General features: G+C 72.4%; 12 protein-coding genes. 7 read left to right on the top strand and 5 right to left on the bottom strand.

Annotated features, from left to right (window positions below; all coding sequences use genetic code 11):
- The first annotated feature begins 48 nt into the window (after positions 1 to 48).
- Positions 49 to 2,250, top strand: coding sequence for a TerD family protein (locus ACIQUQ_RS25435; protein WP_403980085.1), 2,202 nt, complete (start codon positions 49 to 51; stop codon positions 2,248 to 2,250).
- Between the two features lie 63 nt (positions 2,251 to 2,313).
- On the opposite strand, the gene ACIQUQ_RS25430 is transcribed toward ACIQUQ_RS25435, so the two are convergent.
- Positions 2,314 to 5,373, bottom strand: a complete 3,060-nt coding sequence (locus ACIQUQ_RS25430) for a hypothetical protein (protein WP_403979961.1) — start codon at positions 5,371 to 5,373, stop codon at positions 2,314 to 2,316.
- Positions 5,374 to 5,807: 434 nt separating this feature from the next.
- Between ACIQUQ_RS25430 and ACIQUQ_RS25425 the strand changes: the two genes are divergently transcribed.
- The 3 genes from ACIQUQ_RS25425 to ACIQUQ_RS25415 all read left to right on the top strand — a co-directional run bounded on the left by ACIQUQ_RS25425 (position 5,808) and on the right by ACIQUQ_RS25415 (position 9,648).
- A complete protein-coding gene (locus ACIQUQ_RS25425; protein WP_403979958.1) occupies positions 5,808 to 7,205 on the top strand; it encodes a DNRLRE domain-containing protein in 1,398 nt (465 codons plus the stop codon).
- 92 nt (positions 7,206 to 7,297) lie between these two features.
- Positions 7,298 to 8,641, top strand: coding sequence for an MFS transporter (locus ACIQUQ_RS25420; RefSeq protein ID WP_403979956.1), 1,344 nt, complete (start codon positions 7,298 to 7,300; stop codon positions 8,639 to 8,641).
- Complete coding sequence (locus tag ACIQUQ_RS25415) at positions 8,638 to 9,648, top strand: hypothetical protein (protein ID WP_403979953.1); 1,011 nt, start codon at positions 8,638 to 8,640, stop codon at positions 9,646 to 9,648. Before ACIQUQ_RS25420 ends, ACIQUQ_RS25415 begins: the two co-directional genes overlap by 4 nt.
- 91 nt (positions 9,649 to 9,739) lie before the next feature.
- Here ACIQUQ_RS25415 and ACIQUQ_RS25410 read toward each other — a convergent pair whose 3' ends face one another.
- The gene (locus ACIQUQ_RS25410; RefSeq protein ID WP_403979950.1) at positions 9,740 to 10,261 is read right to left on the bottom strand and encodes a hypothetical protein; all 522 of its coding nucleotides are present in this window, start codon (positions 10,259 to 10,261) and stop codon (positions 9,740 to 9,742) included.
- A gap of 114 nt (positions 10,262 to 10,375) precedes the next feature.
- Here ACIQUQ_RS25410 and ACIQUQ_RS25405 point away from each other — a divergent pair, with 114 nt between their 5' ends.
- Entirely contained in the window at positions 10,376 to 10,936 is a 561-nt protein-coding gene (locus tag ACIQUQ_RS25405) for a hemerythrin domain-containing protein (RefSeq protein WP_403979948.1), read from the top strand.
- Here ACIQUQ_RS25405 and ACIQUQ_RS25400 read toward each other — a convergent pair.
- Positions 10,933 to 11,916, bottom strand: coding sequence for an IS481 family transposase (locus ACIQUQ_RS25400; RefSeq protein WP_403979946.1), 984 nt, complete (start codon positions 11,914 to 11,916; stop codon positions 10,933 to 10,935). The genes ACIQUQ_RS25405 and ACIQUQ_RS25400 overlap by 4 nt on opposite strands.
- A gap of 297 nt (positions 11,917 to 12,213) precedes the next feature.
- The gene (locus tag ACIQUQ_RS25395) at positions 12,214 to 12,984 is read right to left on the bottom strand and encodes a 3-hydroxybutyrate dehydrogenase (RefSeq protein ID WP_403979944.1); all 771 of its coding nucleotides are present in this window, start codon (positions 12,982 to 12,984) and stop codon (positions 12,214 to 12,216) included.
- 164 nt (positions 12,985 to 13,148) lie between these two features.
- On the opposite strand from ACIQUQ_RS25395, the gene ACIQUQ_RS25390 reads away from it, so the two are divergent.
- Together ACIQUQ_RS25390 and ACIQUQ_RS25385 are read left to right on the top strand one after the other, a co-directional pair.
- Positions 13,149 to 13,955 (top strand): tyrosine-protein phosphatase, encoded by an 807-nt coding sequence (locus tag ACIQUQ_RS25390; protein ID WP_403979941.1) that lies wholly within the window; start codon positions 13,149 to 13,151, stop codon positions 13,953 to 13,955.
- 137 nt (positions 13,956 to 14,092) lie between these two features.
- The gene (locus tag ACIQUQ_RS25385) at positions 14,093 to 15,910 is read left to right on the top strand and encodes a S8 family peptidase (protein ID WP_403979938.1); all 1,818 of its coding nucleotides are present in this window, start codon (positions 14,093 to 14,095) and stop codon (positions 15,908 to 15,910) included.
- Between the two features lie 108 nt (positions 15,911 to 16,018).
- On the opposite strand, the gene ACIQUQ_RS25380 is transcribed toward ACIQUQ_RS25385, so the two are convergent.
- Positions 16,019 to 16,384: a cupin domain-containing protein gene (locus ACIQUQ_RS25380; protein ID WP_403979936.1), complete on the bottom strand. Its 366-nt coding sequence runs from the start codon at positions 16,382 to 16,384 to the stop codon at positions 16,019 to 16,021.
- Positions 16,385 to 16,416 lie beyond the last annotated feature (32 nt).

Below are 16,416 nucleotides of genomic sequence, written 5' to 3'. Positions count from 1 at the left end.
AAGCCGACGCCGGCGGCCGCGGGTCCGGGGGGACTCCACATGCACGAAATGCCCAAAGGGGCCAACGTCGCGCTCTCCGCACTCACCGAGCAGCCCGGCGCGGTGGTCGCAGGCCTCAGCTGGAGCAGCGCCACGGGAGACGGGGACGCGGACGTCTCGGTGATCCTGCTCGACGAGAACGGAAAGGTCCGCCACGACGGCGACTTCTACTTCTACAACCAGCCCGCGGCGAAGGACGGCAGCGTCCAGCTGCTCGGCAAGACCCCCACCCCCGACGGCAGCGAGGACCGCATCGGTCTCGACCTCACGGCCGTCGCCCCGGACGTGGCGCGGATCGTCGTCGCGGCCAGCCGGTACGGCGGCGCACGCTTCGGCGACCTGGCCGACCTGCGGCTGACGCTCTCCGACGGGTCGGGCGAGGCGCTCCTCGGCTTCTCGATCCCGGACGCGGGGGCCGAGACGGCGTTCATCTTCGGAGAGCTCTACCGGCGCGACGCGGAATGGAAGTTCCGGGCCGTGGGCCAGGGGTACGACTCCGGACTCGCCGGGCTCGCCACCGACTTCGGCATCGCGGTCGTCGACGACGAGGAGGAGGGGGAGGAAGCGGCAGCGGAGGCGACGGCGGACGGGGCGGGCGCCGGAGCCGATGCGGGCGGGTCCTCTGCGGGCCCCGGGACCGCCCCGGCCGGGAGCGGCGGGCCGGGCACCGGCGGCGGGTCCGTCACGGCGACCGTCGTGGGCGCGGCCGTCGCCGGTGCGGGCGTGGCCGGTGCGGGCGTGGCCGGTGCGGGCGTGGCCGGTGCGGCCGTCACCGGCACGGGCACGGCTGTCGCGGGTGCGGCCGTGGTCGGCGCGGCCGTCGCCGTGCCGGGCGTACCGGATGCTCCCCTGGTCCCCGCCCAGGCGGGGCCGGCCGGCTCCCCCGCGCCGGCCCGCCCCCGGGCCGTACGCACGGCCAAGAAGAAGATCACCGTCCCGCGGGCCGCGAAGAAGTCCCTCGCGGAGAACGAGTCGTGGCGGCCCGCCCGCCTCTTCCCCCTGCCCCACACCAAGAGCGACCGGGAACGCGAGGCCCGGGCCACGTCCGTGCTGCTCGCCGTCATGGCCGAGGTGCCGGAGTTCGGTCGTAGGCTCACGGCCGGCTTCGGAGCCCCCGCCGGCCGCATGCAGACGTTCACCGAGGTCGCCCTGCCGCACGGCGAGTCCCCCCGCCGGCCGGACGGGGTGATCCGCGTGGAGCGCGCCGGCAAGCTGTGGACTGCCCTGGTGGAGACGAAGACCAACGGCAACCCCCTCAAGGACGAACAGGTCCAGGACTACATGGACATCGCCGCCCGGCGCGGCTACGAAGCGGTGATCACGCTCTCCAACGACGTCGCGCTGGAGGGCAGTCCCCTCGTCACCGTCAAGCTCGACGGCCGGCGCAAGCACAAGGTCGGGCTCTGGCACCTCTCCTGGGCGGAGGTCGCGCAGCACGCGCAGCTGCTCATCCGGCACGAGGGCGTGGGCGACGCGGCCCACGCCTGGCTGCTGCAGGAACTGCTGCACTACCTGCACCACGAGAACTCCGGCTGCCACGGCTTCCAGAACATGGGCCCGGCCTGGGTTCCGGTGCGCACCGGCATCGAGACCGAGACGCTGTCCGCCGGGGACCCGCGCGCCGCCGAGGTGGTGGAGAGCTGGGAGCGGCTGGTCCGCCAGCTGTGCCTGCGGCTCGGCGGGGAACTCGGGCAGAAGGCACTGCCGGTGCAGCGGGCCCGCCGGGGCGGCGACCCGGAGGCGCGCCGGGCGGAGGCCGCGGACACGCTGTGCGCCGAGGGCCGGCTCTCGGCCGAGATCCGGGTGGACGGCTCGCCGGGGATCCTGGGGCTGACCGCCGACCTGCGGACCGGCAAGCTCCGTACGTCCATGGACGTGCCGGCGCCCGAGGGCGGCTATCCCCTCACGGCCGCCAAGCGGCTCGTCCGGATCCTCGCCGAGGCGCCGGCCGACCTGCACGTCGAGACGCTGGTCGAGGCCAACAACGGCCCGCGCGGCACGCTGGAGCGGCTGCGGCCGGAGCCGGGCGACCTGCTGCCCAGGGACGGCGCTCCGATCACCGGCTTCCGCCTCTCGCTGTTCAAGGGGATGGGCGGGGCACGGGGGAACACCGAGTCGGGCTTCATCCGGAGCGTCGGCGAGTCGGTCGACCGCTTCTACACGACGGTCGTGGTCCACCTCGCCCAGCTCCAGAGGCGGAGCCGGGCCTGACACGAGGGGGAGCCTGCCGCGTGGTTGCCGCGGCAGGCTCCGTGCGTGGTGGGTTCGGGTGGGTTACGTGCGGACGACCCGGACCGAGTCGCAGCCGAGGGCGCGGTACGTCATGCCGTCGGGGGCGCGGAAGTCCGTCTTCAGGCAGGCCTCGGTGCTGGTCGCGGTCAGGCCGCTGTCAGCGGGCTTGAAGTGCATCACCATGTCCTGGTCCGCGTCGCGGGTGGTCTCGTCCAGCTCGTAGGAGCGCTCGATGTGGCCGGTGCGGTGGATCTCACTCGCGCCGGTGACCGAGGCCGTGTTGAACACGTTGCCGCGCAGTCCCCAGCGGGCGGTGAGGGGCTGGATCGTCGTGGCGTCGAAGGCGAACGGCAGCCCGTACTCGCCGGCCCTGGTCGTCAGCGCCGCGAGCGTCGCGTCGGTGTTGAGGTTGATCGAGTTGGGGAAGCCGTGGGGTCTGACGTTGATCGCGATCGGGACCACGCAGTCGATGCGGAACGTGGCCGTCTTCGTGTTGTTGTCCGGGGTGGGGTCGACCGCCCCGGATGCCTTCAGGGCGATGGCGTAGGTGAGGGTGACGGTCTTGTAGCCGGGGGTCTGACAGCTGAGGGTGAAGCGCTGGCTGACGGTGCGCGGTACGCCGACCGCGAGCGCGCTCTGCTGTGCCGAGGTCGTGGCCGGCGTCACCCCGGCCCCGGGGCCTGCGGTGGCGGCACCGGTCAGCAGAGCGTCGACCGGGCTCGACGGACCGCCGTTCTCGACCGTCACGTCCGCCGTGGCCTCGGCAGAGCGTCCGACCAGGATCTCCAGCGGGGAGCCGGTGCGGAGGTCCGTGATCTTCACGTCGGCCTTGGTGATGACGAGGGTGTCCGCCGAGGCGCCGTCGTTCGCCGGGTTCGGGTCCGGGCCGTAGAGGTTGTCCACGGTGGCCCGGGTGGTGACGGTCCGCTGCCCGTCGGGGTAGAGGAAGCCGGCCGGTACGTCGGCCCGGATGTCGAACGACCTGGAGGTGTCGTCCGGGAGGCTGCCGAGGTTGCAGGTGACCACCTGCCCGGACCGCACGCAGGCGACGCTGCTGTCGACGAAGTCGAGGCCGTCCGGGAGGGTCGTCCGCACCTCCGTCGAGTGGGCCGGGTTCGGTCCGTGGTTGGTGGCGGTGAGGGTCAGCTTGAGCCGCTCGCCCGCACCGACCGGATCGGGGCTGTCGGCGACGGCGACGCTCACGTCCGCGGTGTTGATCTGCGCGGCCATCTGGTCGCGGTCCGCGATGGTCGGGACCGGCGTGGTCTCGGGGCGCACCGCCGCGTCGCGCGAGTCGCCGAACTGGCGGAACGGGAGGGAAGCCCGGTTCCAGTCGTGGTGGCCGTTGATCGTGTCGGTGTTGGAGGTGTTCCGCGCGCAGTCGAGGGGGGCCTGCGTCGGGACGGCCGGCGGGGCCGGCAGCGGCGGCGGCGGGCTGCTGGTGTTGATGTTGGTGGGCGGCACGGTCGACTCGAAGGGCGGGTCGTTGCTGTCGCCGTTCCAGTCGATGCCGCCGGTCAGGGGGCCGGTGCGGCGGGCACCCCGCGCATCCTTGAACACGATGGTGTTGGCGTTGTCGCTCGCGTCGAGTACCACGTTCTCGTTGAGCGCGGTCTCCACCAGCGGGGACAGGGGTGCCGTGCCGCGCCGCCTGCCGTCGAAGCTGACCCGGGGCGGCGAGAAGTCGATGACGGACCCACCCGACACGCGGCCGATGCCGAACTGCTCGTCGTAGTCCATGACGCTGACGTAGTTCGGCTTGCAGTTGTTTTCCTCATTGCCTCCGTGGTCGAGGTTCAGGTTGTGCCCGAGCTCGTGCATCACGGTGCCGCCGTCGTGGTTGTATTCGACGAAGTCGTTGCCGCCGAGTTCGCCTTGGCCGCCGGAGCCGCAGCCGGTGTCAGGGCCCATGCCGTCCGTGTCCTGGTCGCTCTGGGTACTGATGGCGTAGCGGAAGATCAGCCGCCGGTTGCTGTTGAAGTTCGGGGCCGGGAACGCTCCCCTGCCATTCTTCGCGTCGTAGAACGTCCGGTCGATGCCGCAGTTGTTCAGGTGCCGGAACAGCTGGTTCCCGCCGCCGAGGTCGTCTCCGACCAGACAGTCGGGGTTGCCGGTGTCGGCCGGGGTGCAGTTGGGCGCCGGGTCCTCGACGCTGGTCTCCAGGTATTCGCCCGAGCTCCCCGCGGCGATGTTGTCGCAGTCCTGGTCGGCGGCGTCGGTCCGGCCGTCCCCGCCGTTGTCGACCCCGTCCGTGCAGGTGCCGGGCGCCTGGCCCCGGCGGGCCGTCAGGTCGACGAGGTTGCCGGTGTCCACGTGCAGCCGGATGCCCTGCGCTCCGTCGATGTTGGTGAACGGCGCGTCGGCGAACGCGTCCCGCATCGCGGCGATGTCGTCCCGTCGCGGCGCCTGCCCGGCCGAGTAGTCGAGCTCCAGGAACAGGTCCTTGTGGTCGGGGGTGGCGCCGAAGCGGGGCAGGTCCACGTCGACGCCGGCGTTGCCGTCGTCGTTGTAGCCGTTGCGCTCCCAGCCGTCCAGCAGGCCGTCGGCGTCCGCGTCCCCGTTCTGCCCGTCGACGCTGAAGTCGAAGCAGAACTTGACCGCCTCGCCGCCGTCGCCGGTGACGCAGTTCACCGGCCAGTTCACGTCGCCGCTCCACCGGCCGGTCCGCAGGTCGATTGCGACCCTGACCGTCTCCCCGGCACCGGACTTGATGTCGAGCCGGTCGTCGTCCGACTCCAGCTCACCGGTGTCGGTGCAGAAGGGCGCGTCGCAGTCGTCGTGGTCCCACACGGAGAACGTGACGTTCGCGGTCGGCACGTCGTTCACGGTGAAAGGAAATACGGTCCCGGGCATCACCCAGAAAGGAGTGATGTGCGGATCGTCGTCGACGTGATCCGTGAAGCTGTTGCCCGCGGTCGTGGCGGCATGGATGGTGCCGGTGTTGAACTCGACGCCCGCGTAGAAGTCGGCGTCGTCCCTGCCGATGCCGTCGAGGTCGTCGCCGACGCCGTCGACGCTCGTCACCGTCACGGAGACCGGCATCGAAGGATCCGCGCTCGCCTCGGACACCGACCAGGTCAGCAGCCCGCAGAGCACGGCCATGACGATGGCCCCGGTCCGGAGCCTCGGGACGGTGCCCCGCGCGGGCCCGGACGCCCACCGGCGCCGTCTGAAGAGCGGATGGAACGCATTTCCTACGGCCACGCTGCCTCCTCCTGAAGCGATTCCGAAAACCGCGGCAGCAATATAGAGCGCCCGCAGCAGGAGGAATTCGACACTCGGCGCGACACGAGAGGCGTCGTCCGGCTTTATCGATTCACCACGTCCGCCGGCCCGGAAATCCACTTCTTCCGACCATCCGAAATCCCCCTCCCGGCCTTGCGAACCGGCGTCCTGCGGGAAGGCGGCGCCCGTGGCCGGATCGTGTCTTGTGCGGTTCATCCCGTGGCAACCGGCGCAACTCCGTTGGAACATCTGGGCGATCCGCTGGGCATCTACCTTCCGTGTCGCTCCCGTCCCCCACCGAAAGGTTCGGCATGCCCAGTCGGAAGGCCACCACAGCGGCCCTCGTCGGCACCGTCGCCTCGGCCGCCCTGGCCGCCACCGCCCTCACCGCCCTCGCCCCCTCGGCGGCGGCGGCCGGCACCACCTTCACCGCCAGCGCCGACGCCCACGTCGACAGCCAGAACCCCGGCACCAACTACGGCGCCTCCCAGCAGCTCGGCGTGGACAACAGCCCGGTCAAGCAGACCCTGCTCAGGTTCGACGTCTCCGGCATCACCCAGCCGGTGACCCGCGCCACGCTCCGCATCCACGTCGACGACGTCGCCGGCGCCGAGAGCAGCAGCGGCGGAACGTTCCGCGCGATGTCCGACACCAGCTGGTCCGAGACGTCCGTGACGTACAACAACAGGCCGTCCATCAGCGGTGCCACCCTCGGCACCCTCGGCACGGTCGCCCGCAACACCTGGTACGAGGTGGACGTCACCTCGTACGTCACCGGCAACGGCACCTTCGGCATCGGCGTGACCTCGTCGAGCAGCAACGGCGCCGACTACGACTCCCGCGAGACCGGCACCACCGCGCCGCAGCTGGTGATCGAGACCGGCAGCACGCCCAGCCCCAGCCCCAGCACCACCCCGCCCACCGGCGACCCGGTGCTCGTCGGAGCGGGTGACATCGCCACCTCGGGCTCCGGGGACGGCGTCACGGCGAACCTGCTGGACAACATATCCGGCACCGTCTTCACCACCGGCGACAACGCCTACCCCGACGGCACCGCCTCGGACTTCTCGACGTACTACGAGCCGACGTGGGGCCGCCACAAGGCCCGGACCCGTCCGGTCCCGGGCAACCACGACTACCACACCTCCGGCGCCTCCGGCTACTTCGGCTACTTCGGGGCCAACGCCGGTCCCTCGGGCCGCGGTTACTACTCGTACGACCTGGGCGCCTGGCACGTGGTCGCCCTCAACTCCGAGGTCTCCATGAGCGCGGGCTCCGCCCAGGAGCAGTGGCTGCGCGCCGACCTCGCCGCGAGCACCAAGCAGTGCACGGTGGCCCTCTGGCACAAGCCGCGCTGGACGTCGAGTTCCAGCCACGCCGGTGACCCGTCGACGGGCCCGCTCGTCCAGGCGCTGTACGACCACAACGCCGAGGTCATCCTGACCGGCCACAACCACCAGTACGAGCGCTTCGCCCCGCAGAACCCGAGCGGCCGGCTGGACACCGCGCGCGGCCTGCGCCAGTTCGTCGCCGGCATGGGCGGCGCGAGCCTCTACGGCTTCGGCACCATCCAGCCCAACAGCGAGGCCCGCAACAACGACACCTTCGGCGTCCTGAAGCTGACCCTGCACGCCAACAGCTACGACTGGCAGTTCGTCCCGCAGTCCGGCAAGACCTACAACGACAGCGGCTCCGGCACCTGCCACTGACGCACACCCGCTCCGGCCGGATGCCGCCCGCGCCACCCGCTCCCCTGCGGGCCGGGCGGCATCCGCCCCCACACCCGGAGGTCGCAACCCCCGTGTATCTCTCCACGATCGGCAGGACGGAACTGCCGTCCGACGCCCCGGGACCGGGCCGCCGCCGCGGCCGGTGGAAGGTGGTCGGCGGCAACGTCGTCGCCCTCGGCAGCGTCAGCCTGATCACCGACGTCTCCGCCGAGATGGTCACCGCCGTCCTGCCGCTGTACCTCGTCCTCGGGCTGGGGCTCAGCCCGGCGGCGTACGGCGTCCTCGACGGCCTCAACACCGGGGCCACGGCGCTGCTCAGGATCGTCGGCGGCTACGTGGCCGACCGCGTCAGCCGGCGCAAGGCCGTCGCCGGAGCGGGGTACGGGCTGTCGGCCGCCGCCAAGCTCGGGCTGGTGGCGGCGGGCGGCTCCGTGCCGGCGCTCGGCCTCGTACTGGCCGCCGACCGGGCGGGCAAGGGGCTGCGCACCGCTCCCCGCGACGCCCTGATCACCCTCTCCGCCCCCGGCCACGCGCTGGGCCGCGCCTTCGGGGTGCACCGCGCGATGGACAGCGTCGGCGCCTTCCTCGGCCCGCTCGCGGCGCTGGCCGTGCTCACGGCCGCCGGCCAGTCCTTCGACGCCGTCTTCGTGACCAGCTTCTGCGTGGCGGCACTCGGCGTCCTGGTCCTCGTCCTCTTCGTAAGGGACCGCCGGCAGCCGCGCCCGCCGGCGGGCGCCGTCTCGCCGCGCGCCGTGGGACGGCTGCTGCGCGAGGCCCCGGTGCGGCGCCTGGCCTGTGCCGCGTGCCTCCTCGGGCTGGCCACGGTCGGCGACGGGTTCGTCTACCTGCTGCTCCAGCGGCGCGAGTCGCTGTCCATCGGCTGGTTCCCGCTGCTCGCCGTCGGCACGAGCCTGTCGTACCTGCTCCTGGCGGCCCCCCTCGGCGTGCTGGCCGACCGGGTCGGCAGGCTCCCGGTGCTGCTCGGCGGTCACGGCGTACTGGCCGCGGTCTACCTGCTGCTGCACGGCCCGCTGGGCGGCCCGGCGCTCGTCGTCACCGTCCTCTTCCTGTACGGGCTCTTCCACGCCGCCACCGAGGGCGTCCTGATGGCGCTGGCCGGCCCGGTCCTGCCGGAACGGCTGCGGACCACCGGCATCGCGCTGGTGCAGAGCGGCCAGGCGCTGGCCTACCTCGGCTCCTCGGTGCTGTTCGGCCTGGCGTGGCAGGCGTGGGGCAGCGCGGCCGCGAGCCGCGGCGCCGCCGTCGCGGTGGTCGTCACCGGCGTCCTCACGGCGTTCCTCCTCGGCTCCCGGGCCCTCCCCGGCTCCCCCGGTCCCCGGACCGGGGCACCCGATTCCCCCACCGGGGCCCCCGATGCCCGGACCCCGGGCGAAAGGACCGGTTCCCCTTCATGAACGGCCTCACCCGGCGCGCCCGGATCCTGGTCACCGTGGCCGCCGCCGTCGTCCTGGCGGCCCTGGCGGCCACCTCCGTCGTGCTCGCCCGGCAGGACGCGGCGGCCGGCTCACCCGCGGGCGGCACCGCGGCCGGAGCCCCCGCGGGCGCGCCCCAGCGGCCCGGCGCGGGGCTGCGGGTCCTGAGCAACGGGCTGCTCTCCACGGTGTCCGTCGCCGACCCGTCCGGCCCCCGCACCGTCACGGAGCTGCGCTGCGACCGCGCCTACACGGCCGGCGGCACCACCGCCTGTCTCACCCCGGCGGGCGCCCTCAGCGCCCCGAAGCTGCTGGTCCTGGACCGGGACCTGCGCCCCCGGCGCACGGTCTCCCTGACCGGCCTGCCCAACCGCACCCGCGTCTCCCCCGACGGACGGCTGGTCGCCTGGACCACGTTCGTGGGCGGCGACTCGTACGCCGGCGGCGGCTTCTCGACCAGGACCGGGATCCTCGACACGCGGACGGGGCGGCTGGAGTCCTCCCTGGAGGACTTCGCCGTCTTCCGGCAGGGGCGCCGGTACCGGGCCGCGGACGTCAACGTCTGGGGCGTCACGTTCGCCGCCGACGGCAACCGCTTCTACGCGACCGTGTCCAGCGCGGGCACCCGGTCGCTGGTGGAAGGGGACCTGGCGGCGAGGACCCTGCGCGCCCTCGCGGACAACGTGGAGTGCCCGTCGCTGTCGCCCGACGGCCGGCGGGTGGCCTTCAAGGAGGCCGTCGGTGCCGACCCGGCCAAGGGCTGGCGCCTGTCCGTCCTCGACCTCGCGACGCTGCGCCGCACGGAACTGGCGGAGACCCGGACGGTGGACGACCAGGCGGCGTGGCTCGACGACGCCACCGTCGCGTACGCCCTCCAGCGCGGCGACGGCACCAACGACGTCTGGTCCGTCCCGGCGGACGGCAGCGGGGGGCCCCGCATCCTGGTACCGGGCGCGGCATCCCCCGCCGTAGTGCCGGCCGGCGGCTGAGCCGGGTGCCGGGCGGTCGGGGAACTGGGCGGGCGGCGGCTGAGCCGGGTGCCGGCCGGGCGGGAAGGGCGGGCGCGAGGGGCGGGGCCGCTCAGGCCTCCGGGCCGCCCAGCAGGTCCACCAGCTCCGCCCGGTGCAGGTCGGCGATGGGGGCCAGCAGGTCCGGGTGGCGCAGGAGGGCGGCGGCCCGGCGGTCGTCCTCCCCGGGCCTGGCCAGGCGGCGGAAGTCGGCCGGCACCGGGCCGGAGTGCGCCGAGCCCGAGACGGTCAGGACGGCGGCCTCGGCGAGGCGGGGCGTGCTGAGCAGGCAGGCGGCCCAGCTCGCCACCACCTCGTCGACCCAGGTGCGCCAGGCCTCCCGGCCGTTCCCGTGGGCGTGTGCGTCGGCGCCGGTGATCCAGTCGAGCTTCGCGGCGCCCCCCGGACCCGTCAGCGCGACCAGCTGGCCATCGAACTCGCTGGGGTAGCGCAGCCACGCGGCGACCGTCACCGCCTGGCGCGCCTGGGCCTCGGCGAGACTCCGCTGGAAGGCGCCGCGTGCGGAGGGGAAGGCACTGGTCAGCCACTGGGTGGTGGCGGCGATCAGAGGGGAGAGGGGCAGTTCCGCAGCCATCGTGGCCGTCCCGGGCTCGAAATTCTGCAGATTTCCACTTTATCCGGAGGGGAAGCGGGGAAGCCGCGCCAGTGACCGCAGCAAGGCTGCCCCGTACCGACAGGAGACAGTGCCATGGGACACGGCGGCAACATCATCGAAGAGCTCATCGCCGACCACCGGGAGGTCGAGGAGTTCTTCGCGAAGATCGAGGAACTGCCGTCCGGCGACGAGCGCCGCAAGCACCTCGCGGACCAGGCGACGATGGAGCTGGTGCGCCACTCCGTCGCCGAGGAGGCGTACCTGTACCCGGCCGTGCGCGAGCACGTCACGGACGGCGACGGCCTGGCCGACCGGGAGCTGGAGGACCACGCCACCGTCGAGCGGCTGATGAAGCAGCTGGAGGGCTGCGAGGCGGACGACCCGGAGTTCGACCACCTGGTGCGCCGGCTGATGACGGAGGTGCGGGACCACATCGCCGACGAGGAGTCCAACCTCTTCCCCAGGCTCCGGAGCCAGTGCCCGGACGACTTCCTGTACGAGCTCGGCGACAAGGCCCGGCAGGCCAAGAAGACGGCCCCGACCCGGCCGCACCCCTCCACCCCCGACAAGCCCCCGGCCAACAAGATCCTCGCGCCGGGCATCGGCCTGGTCGACCGCCTGCGCGACATGATGACGGGCCGCGGCAAGGACTAGGTGTATTGACCCGCAGCGTTGTTGACGCGGGTGATGGGTGGGTGTCCGCCGAGGGCGGTGTGGCAGCGGTGGTGGTTGTAGTGGTGGAGGAAGTCTGCCAGGGCCCTGGTCCGTTCGTCGTTGGATCGGTAGGGCCGCTGGTAGGCCCACTCCTCGGCGAGGGTGCGGTTGAAGCGTTCGACCTTGCCGTTGGTCTGGGGCCGGTAGGGGCGGATCTTCTTGTGGGCGATGCCGGCCGCTGTCAGGGTCTGGGTGAACAGCTTGGACTTGTAGCAGGAGCCGTTGTCGGTCAGCACCCGTTCGACGGTGATGTGGTGGGCGGTGAAGAAGGCCTGGGCCCGTTGCCAGAAGGCGATGGCGGTGTGCTGGCGTTCGTCGGGGAGGACTTCGCTGTAGGCCAGGCGGGAGTGGTCGTCAACGGCGGAGTGGATGAAGGAGTAGCCGATCACCGGCGTGCAGCTCTTGCGCTCGGTCGTGGTGGCCTGGCGGTTGCGGTCGCCGGCGGATCTGCCGACAGCTCGCCAGCCGCCGCCGGCGGGGATGTTGCCGAGCTTCTTGATGTCGACGTGGACCAGCTCGCCGGGCCTGGACCGTTCGTAGCGGCGGATTGGCTTGCCGGTGGGCCGGTCCAGCCAGGCCAGCCGGTTCAGACCGTGCCGGACCAGGATCCGGTGCACGGTCGAAGCAGGAAGGTCCAGGATCGGGCCGATGCGGGCCGGGCCGAGCTTGCGCCTGGTCCGCAGGCGGCAGACCCGAGCCTCGAGGGCGGCGGGAGTCCGGTGCGGGAGTGTGTGAGGCCGGCTGGAACGATCGTGCAGGCCTGCATCGCCCTCGGCCCGCCAGCGGCGGACCCATTTGTGTGCGGTGGGGCGGGATATGCCCATCTCCGCGGCCACGTGCGCGACCGGTCGGCCGGACAAGACACGTTCGACCAGGATCCGCCTGCCGTGAACGGTCAGCCGGGCATTACGGTGGGACACGAAGACCTCCGTGCGGTGTAGTCCTAGACACCTCCACCACACCGGAGGTCTTCGCCATGATCAAGACCTGGCCGTGTTAACAACGCTCGTGCTCAATACAACTAGGCCGTCTCTTCCGGATCATGCCTGACCCGCGCCGCCCGGCACCGCGCCTCGCCGCGTTGTCGAGGCGCCCAAGTACGTCCAGTACACGGGCGCCTCTCCGCCTTGCGATGCACGGCACCGGACGACGCGGGCTTAACCGGCAAGATCCGAAAGAGACGGCCTAGCCCGCGTCCCTCGGACCGGGCAGGCCGGTCAGGTGGCCGTCCAGCCGCCGTCCAGGGCGAGGGAGGTGCCGTTGACGTGGCCGGTGTGGGGGCCGCAGAGCCAGAGGACGGCGGCGGCCACCTCCTCCGGCTCGATGAGCCGCTTCATCGGGGAGCGGGCCAGCAGCACCTCCGCGAGCACCTCCTCGGCGGGCAGCCCGTGGGCGGCGGCCTGGTCGCGCAGCTGGCCTTCGACGAGCGGGGTGCGGACGTAGCCGGGGCTGACGCAGTTGCTGGTCACGCCGTGCGGCGCGGCCTCGACGGCGAGGACCTTGCTCAGTCCTTCGAGTGCGTGCTTGGCGGCGACGTACGCCGACTTGTACGCGCTGGCGCGCAGCCCGTGGACGCTGGAGATGTTCACCACGCGGCCCCAGCCACGCGCGTACATGTGCGGCAGGGTGTGGCGCATCAGCAGGAACGGTGCGGTCACCATGACCTGCTGGATGCGGGCGAAGCGCTCGGGCGGGAAGGTGTGCAGCGGCGCGACGTGCTGCAGGCCCGCGTTGTTGACCAGCACGTCGACCGCCGCCGGGAGGCCGTCGACGGCGGCGGGGTCGGCCAGGTCGGCCACGTGCGCGGTGCCGCCGACGGCGGCGGCGACCGCCTTGGCCGCGTCGGCGTCGAGGTCGGTCACGTGGACGGCGGCGCCGGCGGCCGCGAGCGCGTGGGCGCAGGCCCGGCCGATGCCGCCGCCCCCTCCGGTGACCAGCGCGGTGCGGCCGGACAGCGGCGGGGGCGCGGAGTGCGGTGCGTTCGTCATGACCGGGAATCTAGGCGCGGCTCCGGGGACCCTCCATGTGCGCGGGGCCCACACTCCCGGGCCGCGCCATGGCGGCCGGCACCACCTCGTCCCGCTGCCGCCCCGCCACGTGGGGTGCGTCGCGGTCGGGCGGAAGATCGTATTCAGTGCTTAGGGTGTGGCCCGTGACGAGACACCTGGAGTTCGAACGGCTGCACAACTTCCGCGACTTGGGCGGCTACCGCACCGCAGAGGGGCGGACCGTCCGCTGGGGGCGGCTGTACCGGGCCGACTCCCTCGGCAAGCTGGCCGGCGCGGACTGGGAGCGGTTCCGCGAGCTGGGCATCCGTACCGTGATCGACCTGCGCTACCCCTGGGAGATCGCGTCCTGCGGCCGGGTGCCGGAGGCCGAGGACCTTGCGTACGTGAACCTGAGCATCGAGCACCGGCCGTACGACCAGGCGCAGATCGACCCCGAGCTGGACCCGTGGCGTTACCTGGCCGACCGGTACGCCGAGGTGGCCCTGGACGGTGCGGCCGAGCTGCGCGACGCGCTGGAGGTCATCGCGGAGGGCGAGGACGCGCAGGTGTTCCACTGCGCGTCCGGGAAGGACCGCACCGGCCTGCTGGCGGCGCTGGTGCTGATCCTGCTCGGCGTCGACGAGGACACGGTGGCGGCCGACTTCGCGCTCACCGAACTGGCCACGGAGCGGCTGCTGGCCGACTGGCACGCCGCCAACCCGGACCGGGAGATGCGCTGGCCGGGCTACGGGCGGGCACCGGAGCAGGTGATCCGGCTGTTCCTGGCCGACCTGGCGGCGACGTACGGCTCGGTCCACGCGTACGCCACCGGCCACCTGGGCGTGGACGAGGAACTGCTCGGGCGCCTGCGCGAACGACTGCTGGAGCCCGCCGTCCGACCGGGCGGCGGCCCGCCGTCCCAGGGGGCTCCGGGGCGGTGGCGGGAGGACCGGCGGCGCGGGGCCTCGTAATCGATCAACTTTGGCCTGAACGCGGCGGGAAAACAAGGCTCTTCCCTTACTGGGCATGTACGTGACATCTTGCGTCCACCCCTTTATTCACCTGGCCCGATGGCGCCACCAGCCCCATCGGGCCCTCGGAGGACGCATTGACTCCCCACATATCCCGACGACTGCGCCGCACCGCGGTCGCGGTCGCCGCGCTCAGTGCCGCCGCCGTGTTCGTGACCCCCTCGGGGATCGCCAACGCAGCACCCACGTCGGACACTCCGCGCGCACAGGCAACGCCCACCTCTTCCGCCCGCACCGCAGCGAAGGCGGCCGTCGCCGGCTGGGCCGCGGGCACCCGTGCCTACCTGGTCGTCACGACGCCGGGTGACACCACGGCCGTCCGGACCGCCGTCGCCAACAACGGCGGTTCGGTCTTCGCCTCCTACGACGCCATCGGCGTCATCGTGGCGCACTCGACCTCGTCGGCGTTCGCCTCGGCCATGCGCTCGGTCTCCGGCGTCCAGCAGGTGGGTGCGACCCGTACCTCTGACGTCCCGGCCGACGCGTACAACCCGGCCATCCCGACCGCGCCCTCCCAGACGCCGACCACGCTGACGGAGTCGAACCGCTGGGACATGACCCAGATCAAGGCCGACCAGGCCTGGGCCGTGACCACCGGCTCCGCCACGGTCAAGGTCGGCGTGCTCGACACCGGCGTGGACGACCTGCACCAGGACATCGCGCCCAACTTCAACGCGGCGGACTCGGCCTCCTGCGCCTACGGCAAGGCCGACGCCCGGACCGGCGCCTGGCGTGACGTGGACACCCACGGCACCCACGTCGCCGGCACCATCGCCGCCGCCAAGAACGGCAAGGGCGTCATCGGCGTCGCGCCGGGCGTGAAGATCTCCTCGGTGCGCATCGCGGAGCCGGGCTCGACCCTCTTCTTCGCCGAGAACACCATCTGCGGCTTCATGTGGGCGGGCGACCACGGCTTCAAGGTCACCAACAACAGCTACTACACCGACCCGTGGCAGTTCAACTGCCCGGACAACCTGGACCAGGCGGCCATCATCGAGGGCGTCAGGCGCGCCCAGGCCTACGCCGAGGGCAAGGGTTCGCTCCAGGTCGCCGCGGCCGGCAACTCGAACATCGACCTGGCCAACAAGACCACGGACACCGAGAGCCCGAACGACTCGACGCCGGTGACCCGCACCATCACCAACGCCTGCCTCGACATCCCGACCGAGCTGCCGGGCGTCGTGACGGTCGCGGCGATGGGCCAGGGCAACGTCAAGGCCTCGTACTCCAACTTCGGCCGTGACGTCATCGACATCGCGGCCCCGGGCGGCGACGGCTCGTCCGGCGTGTACTCGACCCTGCCGGGCGGCAAGTACGGCAGCAAGAACGGCACGTCGATGGCCTCGCCGCACGTCGCGGGCGTCGCGGCGCTGCTCGCGAGCGTCAACCCGACGTACACCCCCGCGGACCTGCGCAACGCGCTGGCGACCCAGGCCAACGACACGGCCTGCCCCTCCGACAGCCGCTGCACCGGCACCACCGCGAAGAACGGCTTCTTCGGCGAGGGCCAGACCGACGCCCTGAAGGCCGTCGGCGCGACCCCGCCGCCCGGCAAGTTCTTCGAGACCACCACCGACGTCACCGTCAACGACAACGCGACCGTGGAGAGCCCCCTCACGGTCTCCGGCGTGACGGGCAACGCCCCGGCCACGCTCAAGGTCGGCGTGGACGTCAAGCACACCTACCGCGGTGACCTGGTGATCTCGCTGGTGGCCCCGGACGGCTCGGTCTACCTGCTGGAGGACTTCGCCAACAACGACGGCACCGACAACGTGCTGAAGACCTACACGGTCAACGCCTCGTCCGAGGCGGCCAACGGCACGTGGAAGCTGCGCGTGCAGGACGTCGCCAGCCAGGACGTCGGCAAGATCGACGCCTGGAACCTGACCTTCTAGGTCCCCGGCGGCACCACATCGCACCAACGGTCCCGGACGGCCACACGGCCGTCCGGGACCGTCGTGTTGCGGCAGGCGGGCCCGCTCCCGAAGACCCGGCGGACGGGCTCAGGAGGACTTGGCGTACTCGCCGAAGCCGGTCCAGTCGACGGCGACGCAGGCCTCGTCGCCCAGGACCCAGGCGTCGTGGCCCGGCTCGACGACCATGAAGTCGCCGGCGCCGTACTCCGTGGAGTCGCCGTCGTCCATGACGACCTTCATGCGTCCGCTCACGACGTACCCGGTGTGCGCGGCCTGGCAACTCTCCGTCCCCGCAAGGGGCTTGATGTGCTTCGACCACTGCCAGCCCGGTTCGAAGACCGCGCGTCCGACCGCTCCCTTGTCGGTGTTGATGACGTCGAGCCTGCCGCTGTTCTCCGGGAACGGGCGGGTCTCGTCGGGGGAGTCGAAGTTCCTCTGCAGGATTCCAGCCATGGCCTACCGCCTCCCGGCGGGACGAACGGCCC

It is taken from the genome of Streptomyces sp. NPDC101118 (assembly GCF_044759445.1).
GTDB lineage: Bacteria > Actinomycetota > Actinomycetes > Streptomycetales > Streptomycetaceae > Streptomyces.
Note: the sequence above shows the minus strand (reverse complement) of the source record. Positions and strands in the feature narration are given on the sequence as shown.

Excerpts from the sequence above, each read along its gene's own strand:
- ACIQUQ_RS25435 (WP_403980085.1), top strand. The coding sequence starts at position 49 with ATGCCCAAAGGGGCCAACGTCGCGCTCTCCGCACTCACCGAGCAGCCC.
- ACIQUQ_RS25430 (WP_403979961.1), bottom strand. The coding sequence starts at position 5,373 with ATGGCCGTGCTCTGCGGGCTGCTGACCTGGTCGGTGTCCGAGGCGAGC.
- ACIQUQ_RS25425 (WP_403979958.1), top strand. The coding sequence starts at position 5,808 with ATGCCCAGTCGGAAGGCCACCACAGCGGCCCTCGTCGGCACCGTCGCC.
- ACIQUQ_RS25415 (WP_403979953.1), top strand. The coding sequence starts at position 8,638 with ATGAACGGCCTCACCCGGCGCGCCCGGATCCTGGTCACCGTGGCCGCC.
- ACIQUQ_RS25410 (WP_403979950.1), bottom strand. The coding sequence starts at position 10,261 with ATGGCTGCGGAACTGCCCCTCTCCCCTCTGATCGCCGCCACCACCCAG.
- ACIQUQ_RS25405 (WP_403979948.1), top strand. The coding sequence starts at position 10,376 with ATGGGACACGGCGGCAACATCATCGAAGAGCTCATCGCCGACCACCGG.
- ACIQUQ_RS25395 (WP_403979944.1), bottom strand. The coding sequence starts at position 12,984 with ATGACGAACGCACCGCACTCCGCGCCCCCGCCGCTGTCCGGCCGCACC.
- ACIQUQ_RS25380 (WP_403979936.1), bottom strand. The coding sequence starts at position 16,384 with ATGGCTGGAATCCTGCAGAGGAACTTCGACTCCCCCGACGAGACCCGC.